The sequence below is a fragment of the Micromonospora sp. NPDC000442 genome (assembly GCF_042898635.1).
In the GTDB taxonomy this organism is placed as follows: Bacteria; Actinomycetota; Actinomycetes; order Mycobacteriales; family Micromonosporaceae; genus Micromonospora.
The window spans coordinates 344,480-356,722 of sequence record NZ_JBIAYZ010000001.1; the positions used below are offsets into that span (position 1 = coordinate 344,480).

Sequence of the window (12,243 nt, forward strand, 5' to 3'; positions counted from 1 at the left end):
CGTCCTCAGGGGTCGGTCGGGTGGAATCCGGATACCTCCCGCCCTGCCGGCTCGGCAGGCTCGCCCCATGAAACTCACCAGACGCAATCTCGTCGCCGGGGTCGCGGTCGGCGCACTGCTTGCCGGCACCCTGGCGGCACCCGCGGGTGCCGCCCACCGCGACTGCCCTGCCGGCACGCTCGACTCCACGAGCCTGGTAGCGGCGGTCGGCGACATCCCCGACCCCCAGCTCACCAACACCAGCGTCCAACTGCGGGTCACCACACCGACCGGCTGTTTCAAGGACACCTTCGGCGTACGCGACCTGCGCTCCTCGGCACCGGTGCCGCCGGAGGCCCGGATCCGGATCGGCAGCGTCACCAAGGTCTTCACCGCCGTCGTGGTCTACCAACTGGTGGCGGAGGGCCAGTTGGACCTCGACGAGCCGGTACGCCCGTACCTGCCGGACCTGATCCCGGCCGCCTGGCCGACGGTGACCGTACGGCAGTTACTCGCCCACACAAGTGGTCTGCCCAGCCCCGTCCTGCCCGACGGACTGGACTGGCAACTCCAGCACCGCTTCGACCGCTGGACTCCCGAGCAGATCGTTCGCAGGGCGCTGACGAACCCGCCGGATTACACCCCGGGCGACGCCCAGCGCTACACGAACATGGGCTACATCGTCGCCGGCATCCTGATCGAGCGGGTGACCGGCTCGTCGTACTCGGAGCAGATGCGGCAGCGGATCTTCCGGCCGCTCGGGTTACGCGACACGTACGCCCCAGGCGTCGCGACCGGGATACGTGGCCCGCACGTGCGGGGCTATCAGCAGGTGAACCGCGACGGCCTGACCGAACTGGTGGACGCGACGCGCTGGAGTCAGACCTTCACGCCCGCCTCGGGCGACCTGATCTCGACCGTCGCCGACCTGGACCGGTTCTCCGCCGCCCTGTTCGATGGCCGGCTGCTCGCCCCCGCGCAGCAACGTGAGCTGTTCACCCACCCGTGGGCGGGCGCGGAGTACAGCAACGGCGGCCTCTCCTCGATCCGACTGCCCGACGGCCGGGTGTTCTGGGGCAAGTCCGGCGCCCGATACGGCTACCAGGCGGCCATCGGTGCCCTCGACGACGGTGGCCTGCGGTTCGTCTTCGCCGCCAGCCCGACCGATGCCAAGGCCGAGGGTCAGTCCGCGCTGGTCCAGCGGGTGCTGGCCGCCGTCCTGGCGCTCACCTGAGGCCAACCGCGACACCGCAGTGTCAGGCAGAGCCCCCTGCGGCAGCCGAGGCCGTCAGCAAGGGACCCTGCCTGACATCAGGGATCAGCGGTCGGTGGCGCGGCCGATGGCGGCGGCGACGCCGCTGACCCGGTCGGCGAGCAGGCCGAGCGCACCCACCGCGCGGTCGAGCGGGTCGTCCCCGGCACCGCCGAGCGCCCGCGAGCGCTGGAAGGCAGCCTTCACCTCGGCCCAGCGGGCGGCCTGCTCCGGCGTGAGTCGGTCGCGCAGCTCCGCGAGCTTGAGCAGATTCGCCTCCGCGCCCGCCGCGAGAGTCTGTGCCTCGCCCAGATAGTGGTCGTCGATCACCGCCTCCAACTCCTCGTCGGTGAGCACCGGGACGATCCGCTCGGCCAGCTTGTTCATGTTCCGGTACGACCCCTGGAGCTGAAACGGCGGTTCGGTGCGAGCGTCGTCGGACTGCGCCGCCGAGGCGATGTACGCCTGGTTGTTGGCCAGCACCACCTGCTGCACCCGCAGCAGCTTGCGCAGCACCGAGACGACCTGTTCCAGTTCCACCGGCTCGTACGGGTGGGACAACTGGTCGGCGCGGACCGTGTCGTCGCCCCGGGCCATCCGCACCAGCAGTTCCAGGTCGGCCCGGTCCCGGCCGGAGAGCGGTGCCAGCACCGGGTTCGCGGTGAGCGCGTTCTCGACGTAGCTGAGCGCGAAAACCTCCTCCCGGCCGGAGAGCACGTCGCCGAGGTTCCACACGTCGGCCCGGTTGGCGAGCATGTCCGGCACCCGGAACCGCTTCCCCGACTCGGTGTACGGGTTGCCCGCCATGCAGACCGCGAACCGCTTGCCGCGCAGGTCGTACGTGCGGGTCCGGCCCTCCCACACGCCCTCCATCCGGCGCTGCCCGTCGCAGAGCGAGATGAACTTCTGCAACAGCTCCGGGTTGGTGTGCTGGATGTCGTCCAGGTAGAGCAGCACGTTGTTGCCCAGCTCCAGGGCGAAGGAGATCTTCTCGACCTCCTGCCGGGCGGTGGCGTCGGGCGCTTCCGCCGGGTCCAGCGAGGTGACCTTCGACCCCAGGGCCGGCCCGTTGACCTTGACGAAGACCAGGCCGAGCCGACTGGCCACGTACTCCATCAGGGTGGTCTTGCCGTAGCCCGGCGGCGAGATCAGCAACAGCAGGCCGGACTGGTCGACGCGCTTGCCGTCGCCGGTCGCGCCGAGCTGCCGGGCCAGGTTGTCGCCGATCAGCGGCAGGTACACCTCGTCGAGCAGCCGGTTGCGGACGAAGGCGTTCATCACCTTCGGCCGGTACTCCTCCAGCCGCAGTCGCTCCCGCTCGACCTCCACCAGCGCGTTGCGGCGCCGCTGGTAGTCCCGGTACGCCGGGACCAGTTCGGTGCGGAACGTCCGGGTCCGGGCCAGCGTCTCGTCCAGCCGTACGTCGAGGGTGGAGCCCTCGATGCGCGGATGCGCACCGAGCAGGTCGACGACCGTCTCCGTCATCGTCGCCGCGCTGTCCTCGCGGGCCAGGTCGGGGCCGCAGAGTTCGACGGCGACCGCCTCCGGCAGGTCGTAACCGGACAGGCCACCGTCGTCGGTGGCCAGGAAGGCCGTCAACCACGCCTCGATCAGCTGGTACCGACCGGCCAGGTCGTCACCGAGTGCCCGCAGGTCGTCGTCGAACTCGCGGGAGGAACGGGACTGCGGGCCGCCGAGCGCCCGGCGGAACCGGTCCAGCAGAGTACGCGCGCCGCTGCCGGTGACGAACCGCACCGGCGGTGCGGCGAGTTCCCCGAAGAGGTACTCGCCCGCCACCGCGGTCCCGCCCGGAGGCACCGGCAGGCCGGCGCCGCGCAGGAAATCGTCGACCGCCTCGGCCAACTGGCCGCAGAGCAGGTCGGCGGCGTCCGCACCGTCCGGGCGACCGAACCGCGCCCGGGCCCGGGCCAGCGAGGCGGCACGCGCCGTCCAGGTCGACCGGGCCGGCTCGTCCGTGGCGTACCGCCAGAAGAGTTGGGCGGCGGCCCGGTCGGCCGGCGGGTAGCGCAACAGCCCCGCACCGGCGTGCAGGCGCAGCAGCACCCGCAGGATCTCGGCCGCGTCGTGGTCGTGCACGCCGCGGTCGTATCCCTCGTCGTAGCGGGTCTCGGCGATCCGCCGGACCAGGTCCCGCAGCCCGTCGGCGTCCACTGCCGCCGTGTGCAACTCGTCCAGGCCGAGGCCGTCGCGGCCGGCCTCGGCGGCGGCCAGGATCGAGGTGGCCAGGTACTCGGACCGGTACACCTGCGCCGACTCGGAGACCAGTAGCTGGTCCCAGAACCGCCGGGTCTGCTGGAACTCCTCGTCGCGTACCGGGGCACGGTAGTCGGTGCCGGTCACCGCCACCACCATCCGGCCCTCGGCCGGCACCACCGCCACGTCGATCGGTTGGGTGTTCACCGCGAAGCGGTGCCGGCCCAGCCGGATCGTCTCGCCGCCGTCGGCGTACAGGTCGAGGCGGTCGCGCAGGCCACGTCCGGCCTCCTGGCGGGCGGCGCGGACCCGGCCGTCCAACTCCTCGGCCCGCACCGCGTCGCCGAGGGTACGCAGCTCCTCGACCACCGCGCGCAGCTTGTCCACCATCGGGTCGGCCGCGAAGTAGGTGTTGATCTCGTCGAGCGAGCCGAGGGTGCCGGCCCGCCGGTGCACGCTGACCAGGATCCGTTCGGCGGAGGCGACCAGCCGGTCGGCACGGCGGGCCCGCTCGTCCAGCAGCGCCTGCTTGCGTGAGGAGAACGCCTCGTAGATGTCGGTGCGCCGGGTGGCCAGCTCGGCGAGGAAGTCGTCGAACTCGCCGAAGCGGGACTCCAACTCCTCTACCCGCAGCAGCAGCCGGCCCAGCTGCTCATCGCACCGCTCGGCGGTGTCCGCCGCCGCCAGCGCACCGGTCACCGCCTGCCCGAGCAGCGCGAACTCGGCGGCGAAGCCGGCCCGGCCCTCCGCAGCGGCCAACTCCCGGCGGCGCTTGTCGAGCACGGCGCGGGCCCGGTTGACCGCGCCCAGCACCTCGCCGACACGGCCCAGGATGCCGGTGCGGACCGTCGCGTCGGCGATGTCCAGCCCGCCGACCACGTCGGTGATGGTCTGCAGTCCATCCGTACGCGCGGCCAGCTCGTCGCGGACGGTGCCCGCCTCAGCCACGGTGCCGATTTCGGCCGCCTTCGTGGCGAGCCGCTCCACCTCCTGCTGGTAACCGGTGAACGCCTCGTCCCGGCGCAGGAACTCCACCGCCCGACGACCGGCCGCCGCCAGTTCCTCGTCGAGTCGACCGGCCAACTCGTCGATCCGGGCGTGGTCGACGTAACGCAGTTCCCGCAGCGTCTCCAGGTGTCCCCGGGCGCGGCGCAGGCCGCCCAACTGGGTGACCCAGTCGTCGGCCGTCAGCGGCGCCTCGCCCCGAGCCCGGCGGGCCAGCGAGGCGATCTGCTCGGCGCTGTCGTCCAGTTCGGCGCGGGCCCGCTCGGTGAGCGTACGGACCTTCTCATGCTCCTCAAGCACGGTGGCGGCCGTGCGGCGCAGCCCGGCCAACGGCGTGGCCAGGTCACCGAGTTCGTCCTCGCCGAGCCAGTGGTAGTGGTCGGCGATCCGGGCGCAGGCGGCGATCAGCGCCTCGTAGACCCCGGCGGTGGCGGTGCCGTCGACCATCCGGGCCGCCGACAGGCAGTCCGAGATGCCGCGTACCAGATCGGCGTTGCCGACCCGCTCCAGCGGTCCGGTGCCGGCCGGCTGAGCCGCCGCGTACGCGTCCGAGACGTACGGCGTCTGCCAGACCTGCATCGGGTGGACCCGGGTCGGTTCCTCGGACACCGCCCGGAACACCACGAGCGTGCCGTCGTCGAACAGCGAGAACCCGTGGCACGGGATCGGCGCGGCCACCTCCTTGCGGATCGCGTTGTACGGCAGCAGCAGGGTGCGACCGTCGGCGCGGGCGTGGAAGACGTAGAGCACGTCCTCGCCGTTGGGCGAGCGCACCACCCGCTCGAACTCCAGGTCGGCGACGTCGGTGTCGAACGTCCGGGTGACGCCGGTGACCAGGTGGTACCCGCCCGGGAAGATGATGCCGTGGTCCTCCGGGAGCCGCTGGCAGGCGACGCCGATGCCGTCGAGCCGGACCACCTCCCGGGTGAGCGTGTTGAACACCAGGTGCCGCCACTGCGTCTCCTTGTACGGCCGCAGCCGCAGCAGGATCAGCGGGCCCACCCGGGCCCAGTGCACGTCGGCGTCGGCGAGGCTCTGCAGAGGCTCGTCCACCGGCTCGCTGTAGACGCCCTCGCCGACCTCGGTGTTGTTCTCCACCTTCACGGTCAGCGTGCCGCCGACCGTCTCCACGAAGACCTGGCCGTCGATGGAGATGTGCGGGTGCCGGCCGAGGACGTGGTCCTCGCGGGTCGTCTCGGTCCACTCGAAGTCGTGCGACGGTGGGAAGACGTGGTCCCGCTCGCCCCGGCTGTCCAGATACTCGGGCACGCCGTCGACGCCGACCCGCCACCGCAGCACCCGGATGTCCTCGGTGCGTGGACCGGTCTGGAAAACCGCCAGCAACCGGCCGTCGACCCGGCGCAGCTGTAGCAGGCGGGCCTGTCGGTAGTAGCGGTACAGCTCACCGAAGTCGCGGACGAACTGCGGGTCGCGGAGCAGACCGGGCAGCTCGTCGTGGCCCGCCTCGTCGAACCGGAACCCGGCCACCTCCGGCCCGCCGCCCCCGCCGGGCTTCCCGGGCTCGCCGGGCTTCCCGGGCTCGCCGGGCTTCCCGGGCTCGCCGGGCTCGCGGCTGAACCGGTGCAGGGAGAAGACATCGTCGACGGAGGTCTCCGGCTTCAACCCGATGAAGACGTTGTAGCCGAACAGCATCAGCCCACCCACCGAGACGATGTCCCGGGGTACGCAGTTGTGCTCCGTACGGATCCGCTCGGTGCTCAGCAGCCGCAGCTCGGTGCTGCCGAAGACCTCCAGCCGCCGGGCGTTGAGCGCCTCCGCCCGCCGGCCGAGTTCGGCCGCCTGCGTGGCGAGCCGCCGCCGCAGCACCTCGTAGCTACCGTCGTCCAGTCCCGGCCGGGAACCGGCGTCCGCCGCCCCCGGCCCGCTCGGATCCGGGGCGGCCGAGGCCGGTCCGGCGTCGCCGGGCGTACGCCCGACGGTGGCCGGACCGGCGGTCGGCTCACTCACCGGCGCGCTGCCGTGGGCCGGTGAGGGCGGCGACCGGGGTCTCCGCCACGCCGAGGCGCTGCGCGGCCTTCAGCAGCTCCTGGAGCTTGCCCTTGTCCGCGCCACCGGAGCGCATCTGCTGCATCAGGAACGCCGAGAGGGTGAGGTTCTGCACGTCGGCGCTGTCGATCGAGCCGATCATGCGGGCCAGGTCGTCGGTGAAGCTGGCGGTGCCGTCCAGCCACGGCTGGGCGAGGTTCTTCGCCACGTCCGAGTGGGCCACGAAACCATCCACGCTCTTGCCGTACGAGATCGAGCTGAGCAGCCGGTCGAAGAAGATGCTGTCCCCGCCGACGATGTCGATGTTCGCCTTCTCCAGGCCGGTGGCGACCAGCTTGGCCTGCGCCTCGGCGACCTGACGCTGGGTGTCCAGCCCGGCCAGCCGGACCTCCTTCTCCAGTTCCAGGCGCAGCCGGTACTCCTCGTGCTCCCGGGTCGCGTCGTCAAGCGCGGCCATCGCGGCGGCCTTCTCGGTGAGACCCTCGGCCTCGCCCTTCAGCTTCTCGCGCACCGCCTCGGCGGCGGCCACGGCCTTCTCCCGCTCGACGGCGGCCTCGGCCCGCCCGACCTTCTCGATCGCCTCGGCGCTGCGCTCCTGGACCTGCACCTCGGCCAGGCCGGCCGCTGCCGCCTCGGCCTGGACGCCTTCGGCCAGCCGGATCTTCGCCCGGGTGTCCAGCTCGGCGGCCTGCTGCCGGGCCTCGGCCAGCACCAGCTCCTCGCGGGCCTTGTGCTTCGCTGCCGCCTCGGCGGCCTCCGCCGCCTTGATGTCCTTGACCAGGTTCTCCTGCGCCTCGGCCTCGGCCTGGATGACAACTGCCTGCCGGGTCCGCTCGGCCTCCTCGACCACCCGCAGCCGCTTGATGTTCTCCTCCTGCTCGGCCACGGTCTTCTCCACCGCGATCCGCTCCCGGATCACCTCGGCGATGGCCCGCTTCTCGGCCTCTACCTCCTTGTCCTTGGCGATCGTGCTCAGCTCGGTCTCCCGATCCCGGCCGATCACCTCCAGCATGCGGTCCTTCTCGATCCGCTCGGTCTCGATGGCGATGACCCGCTCGCGGTTCTTCTCCGCGACCGCGATCTCCCGGGCCCGGTTCTCGTGCTGGACGCCCAACTGCTCGTCGGTACGGATGTTCGCGGTCTCCGCCCGCAGTCGCTCCTCCGCGCGTACCCGGGTGACCTCGGCCTCCTCCCGCGCCCGTACCGTCTCGACCTCGCGGCGCTGCTTGGCCTCGGCGTCCGCCTGCCGGCGCTCCAGCTCCAGGATCGCCTCCCGGGCGTCGACGTTCTGCCGGGTGATCTCCTTCTCCTCGCTGCGGCGGAACTCGTTGGTCCGCACGTGCTCCAGCGCGGTCAGCTCGGTGATCTTCCGGATGCCCTGGGCGTCGAGGATGTTCTTCGGGTCGAGCTGCGCCATCGGCGTCTGCTCCAGGAAGTCGATCGCCGCGTCCTCCAGGCTGTAGCCGTTGAGGTCGGTGCCGATCACCCGGATGATCTGGTCGCGGAACTCGTCGCGCTTGGTGTAGAGGTCGACGAAGTCGAGCTGCTTGCCGACCGTCTTGAGTGCCTCGGAGAACTTCGCGTTGAACAGCTCCTGGAGCGTCTCCCGGTCACTGGCGCGCGCGGTGCCGATCGCCTGCGCCACCTTGATGACGTCCTCGACGGTCTTGTTGACCCGGACGAAGAAGGTGATCCGGATGTCGGCCCGGATGTTGTCGCGACAGATCAGACCCTCGTTTCCGGTCCGTTCGATGTCGATCGTCTTGACCGAGATGTCCATGATCTCGGCCTTGTGCAGAACGGGCAGCACGACCGCGCCGGTGAAGGTCACGTCGACCCGCCGGACCTTGGAGACGATCAGGGCCTTGCCCTGCTCGACCTTGCGGAACAGCCGGCTGACCATGAACACCACGCCGAGCGCGACGAGCAGGACGACGGCGAGGAGTACACCTATACCGGTGGTGATGACATCCATGGCTGGGCGCGCGTGCGGTGACGACCGGCCGACGGGCCGGGCGGGGCGCCGCGCATCCTCCTTTCGGGGCGGCTCAGGGGCAGCGTGGGGCGGGCCGGCGGAAGGGGGTTGAGACCGGCTGCCCTCGCGGGTTGGTGGTGAACTATTCGGGGATGTGTCTCATCGGGTCGAAGGCGGGTCCGGCGGGCATCACCCAGAAGAACTCGCCGTCGGTGTCGTAGTCGTAGATCAACGCGGAGCTGCCGGCCGGCATCCGCTCCTCGCCCGGTTGCCGGATCTGCACCACCGCCGACGAACCGTCGGCCGCGGTCACCTCGGCCTGACCGAAGTCGGCGGTGACCGTACCGGTACGCACGATGCAGAGGCGACCCACGAAGGCGTGCCGGGTGGCGTCCGTCTCGGTCGGGAAGAGCCGGCTCAACGGCACCGCGACCAGGCGGGTCACCAGCCAGGCGCAGGCCGCGGCGGCCAGCAGGACACCTACCGAGACGGCGATCCGGGTGCCGGAGCCGAGCCCGAGGCCGTCGAGCAGTGCGGTGCCGGCGAGGCTGACGAACCATGCCACCGCCACGAGCAGGGAGAAGATGACAGCACTGGGCACACCGCCCAGACCGAGACCGGCCAGCACGGTGCCCGGCACGCCGTCGACGTCGAGGTCGTCGCCCAGATCCAGCACGCCGGTCAACACCAGCAACCAGTAGCCGACGACCACCACCAGAAGGAAGCTGAACAGCACGGTGGGAAAGCTGAGCGCTGCGCCGAGAAAGCCGGTCACCGCGTCCTCCTCCCCGTACCGATGGGTCCTGGCCAGCCACCGGCACGATGATCGTGACACGGGTTGTCAACGCCCCACGGTGGCCGATCGGCTGATCCCGCCGGCCTGACCGGTCAGGGTCAGCGACCGGCGGTCGCTCTCAGCCGAGATTCGCCTCGATGAGGGCGTCCAACGTCGACGACCGGATCTCGGCCTCGGCCGCCGTCACCGCAATGAACCAGCAGCGCCCGTCCGGGGCCCACGCCGACAGGTACGCCGTGGACGTCGCCGGCTCATCCGTGGCCAGTACCTCGGCACGGGTCGGGACGGTCACCTCGCGTGGCGTGCCGGGCAGGCCACGCGGAGCCTCGAAGTCGAACACCACCACCACCCGGGACACCGGGCCGGATCCCTCGTACGCCGACCGGGTGCCGCTCGGCACCACCTCCGGCCGAGCCATCCGCAGCACCGCGTCCGTGGCATCGACCGGCCGCAGGTAGGGCGGCAGGCCCCGCAGCTCGGGTACGACCGGGCTGGCAGGTGGCCCGGCTACGGGTGGTGAAGGTTCGTCGTGTCGTGCGGTCGCGGCCATGAACACCGCCATCCCGACGACTGCGCACGAGGCGAGCGCGGCGGCGGTGGCCCGAAGCTTGCGGCGACGACGCAGGCGGGCCCGCACCGCCGGCAGCGGATCCTGGGCGGGCGGGCCGGAATCGGCGTTCCAGACCTCGCGGAGCGCGTCCCGGACATCGGTCATCCCGCCACCTCCCGTGCCGCGCGTACCCGGGCGGTCGGCAGCCCTGTCCGCAGCAGGGCGCGATGGCGCAGCGACCGGACGGTCGCCGGGCGGCGCCCGAGCGCCGCCGCGATGGACTCGTCGTCCAGGTCGTCCAGATAGGTCATGACCAGTACGACCCGTTGCAACGGGGGAAGCCCGGCGAGCAGCCGGCGCAGCCGGCCCTCGTCCACCCGGCCGACCTCGTCGGCAGCCACCGACGGGGCGACCGGGGCCGACCGGGCCCACCGGACGATCGTCCGCAGCCGACCCACGTGCAGGCGCACCATCGTGACCTTCGCGTACGCCAATGGTCCGCCCTCGGCCAGGAGGCGATGCCATGCCGTGGCCATCCGTACATAGGTCCGCTGGAGGAGTTCCTCAGCCTGCTCCGGATCGGCGGTGACGGCGCGTGCGTACCGACGTAGCGCGGGCGCGGAATCGCGTACGAACGTCTCGAAATCGTCGGCGTCCATCCCACCTCCCTCACCGGTAAGAAACGCCACCACCGGTGCGTCGAGTTGCAGTGTCGCCCGTCGGTTCTCACCGACGGGCGGAACGCCTCACGACAGCGCGGGGACGAGCACCGTCAGCACCGAGAAGACACACCGGCAGTGTCCCTTCTCGACCTGGGCAGACAGTAACAACGACCAGGGCGGGTCGGTCGCCCCGAGAGGCATACAAGTCAATGTCGGCATGCGCCCCCTATGGCGCACAGCACGGCCACCGGGTCGATTGGTGGTGAAGCAGCACCAAAGGGACCGCTGGCGCGCCGGCCACGGCCTGTGCAGCCACAACGGAGAACAGCGCCACGACCGACGGCCCGGTCGCGGCGGAGAGCGGAGACAGGCACCACGGCGGTTCTGATCGCGGCGGTGGCGACGGCACTGGCCGGCGTGCGGGCGGTGCCGGCGTGGACCAGCACAGCACCGGTGTCCGGAGCCGCCACCGGGCTCCGGTCAGACCGGAAGGGAGATCCGTCCGTCGACCGCGGCGGCGGCGATGTCCCGGCGGTAATGCGAGCCGGACAGCGTGACGCCGCTTACCACCTGGTAGGCCGCGTCCCGGGCGGCGGCCAGGTCCGGGCCGGTGGCCGTACCACAGAGGACCCGGCCACCGGCGGAGAGCAGGGCGCCGTCGGCGGCCCGGCGGGCGGTGCCCGCGTGGATCACGCCGGGCTGTTCGCCGCCGGTGATCACGTCGCCGGTGCGCGGCCCCGCCGGATAACCCTCGGCGGCGACCACCACCGTCACCGCGGCGCCGGTACGCCAGCGCAGCGGCGGATGGTCGGCCAGCGAGCCGGTGGCGGCGGCGTGCAGCAGCCCACCCAGCGGCGTCTCCAGCAGCGCGAGCACCACCTGGGTCTCGGGGTCACCGAAGCGGGCGTTGAACTCGATCACCCGGGGGCCGTCGGCGGTGATCGCCAACCCGACGTAGAGCAGGCCGGAGAAGGGCGTGCCCCGGCGACGCAGCTCGGTCAGCGTCGGGTGCACCACGTCCCGCATGACCTCGTCCACCAGATCGGCCGGCGCCCACGGCAACGGCGCGTACGCCCCCATGCCGCCGGTGTTCGGGCCGCTGTCGCCGTCACCGACCCGCTTGAAATCCTGTGCCGGCAGCAGCGGCACCGCGGTCTCGCCGTCGGTGACCACGAACAGCGACACCTCGGGACCGGCGAGGTACTCCTCGATCACCACCCGGCCGCACTCACGCGCGTGCGCCTCAGCCGCGGCGCGGTCGTCGGTGACCACCACGCCCTTACCGGCGGCGAGCCCGTCGTTCTTGACGACGTACGGTGGGTCGAACCTGTCCAGCGCGGCGGCCGTGCTCGCCTCGTCGGAGCAGGTGTACGCGCGTGCGGTGGGGACACCGGCGGCGGTCATCACCTCCTTGGCGAAGGTCTTGGAGCCCTCCAACCGGGCCGCCTCGGCCGACGGCCCGAAGACCGCGATGCCCTTGGCCCGGACCGCGTCGGCCACCCCGGCGACCAGTGGCGCCTCCGGCCCGATCACGACCAGGTCCGCGCCCACCTCGACGGCGAGCCCTGCCACCGCCACCGGATCGACCGGATCGACGGCCCGCAACTCCGCCACCGCCGCGATCCCCGGATTACCGGGCGCCGCGAACAGCGCCTCGACGGACGGATCATCGGCCAACCTCAGCGCGAGCGCATGCTCCCGCCCACCGCCACCAAGAAGAAGAACCCGCACGCCGAGTCATCCTACCGACCCCACCGCCAATCCCGTTGATCATGAAGTTATTGCTTCCGACACGCCGTAAGT

The 12,243-nt window shown here is 71.7% G+C and carries 7 protein-coding genes; 1 reads left to right on the forward strand and 6 read right to left on the reverse strand.

The window, feature by feature from the left end:
• Positions 1-67 precede the first annotated feature (67 nt).
• The gene (locus ACFY2A_RS01715) at positions 68-1,213 is read left to right on the forward strand and encodes a serine hydrolase domain-containing protein (RefSeq protein ID WP_387167082.1); all 1,146 of its coding nucleotides are present in this window, start codon (positions 68-70) and stop codon (positions 1,211-1,213) included.
• Between the two features lie 84 nt (positions 1,214-1,297).
• Here the strand turns inward: ACFY2A_RS01715 and ACFY2A_RS01720 are convergent, their stop codons facing one another.
• The 6 genes from ACFY2A_RS01720 to purD form a co-directional block, all read right to left on the reverse strand.
• A complete protein-coding gene (locus ACFY2A_RS01720; RefSeq protein ID WP_387167085.1) occupies positions 1,298-6,418 on the reverse strand; it encodes a DNA repair ATPase in 5,121 nt (1,706 codons plus the stop codon).
• Positions 6,411-8,432, reverse strand: a complete 2,022-nt coding sequence (locus tag ACFY2A_RS01725) for a flotillin family protein (RefSeq protein WP_387167088.1) — start codon at positions 8,430-8,432, stop codon at positions 6,411-6,413. The genes ACFY2A_RS01720 and ACFY2A_RS01725 overlap by 8 nt, the downstream gene beginning before the upstream one ends.
• A gap of 142 nt (positions 8,433-8,574) precedes the next feature.
• Positions 8,575-9,207 carry a hypothetical protein gene (locus ACFY2A_RS01730; protein ID WP_387167091.1) on the reverse strand — a complete coding sequence of 211 codons (633 nt, stop codon included), beginning with the start codon at positions 9,205-9,207 and terminating at the stop codon, positions 8,575-8,577.
• 139 nt (positions 9,208-9,346) lie between these two features.
• The gene (locus tag ACFY2A_RS01735) at positions 9,347-9,943 is read right to left on the reverse strand and encodes a hypothetical protein (protein WP_387167094.1); all 597 of its coding nucleotides are present in this window, start codon (positions 9,941-9,943) and stop codon (positions 9,347-9,349) included.
• Positions 9,940-10,437, reverse strand: a complete 498-nt coding sequence (locus ACFY2A_RS01740; protein WP_387167097.1) for an RNA polymerase sigma factor — start codon at positions 10,435-10,437, stop codon at positions 9,940-9,942. Before ACFY2A_RS01740 ends, ACFY2A_RS01735 begins: the two co-directional genes overlap by 4 nt.
• A 483-nt stretch (positions 10,438-10,920) precedes the next feature.
• Positions 10,921-12,171 (reverse strand): phosphoribosylamine--glycine ligase, encoded by a 1,251-nt coding sequence (gene purD / locus ACFY2A_RS01745; protein WP_387167101.1) that lies wholly within the window; start codon positions 12,169-12,171, stop codon positions 10,921-10,923.
• Between the last annotated feature and the right edge of the window lie 72 nt (positions 12,172-12,243).

Coding starts and splice junctions, on each gene's coding strand:
- ACFY2A_RS01740 (WP_387167097.1), bottom strand. CDS start 10,437: ATGGACGCCGACGATTTCGAGACGTTCGTACGCGATTCCGCGCCCGCG.
- ACFY2A_RS01715 (WP_387167082.1), top strand. CDS start 68: ATGAAACTCACCAGACGCAATCTCGTCGCCGGGGTCGCGGTCGGCGCA.
- ACFY2A_RS01735 (WP_387167094.1), bottom strand. CDS start 9,943: ATGACCGATGTCCGGGACGCGCTCCGCGAGGTCTGGAACGCCGATTCC.
- ACFY2A_RS01725 (WP_387167088.1), bottom strand. CDS start 8,432: ATGGATGTCATCACCACCGGTATAGGTGTACTCCTCGCCGTCGTCCTG.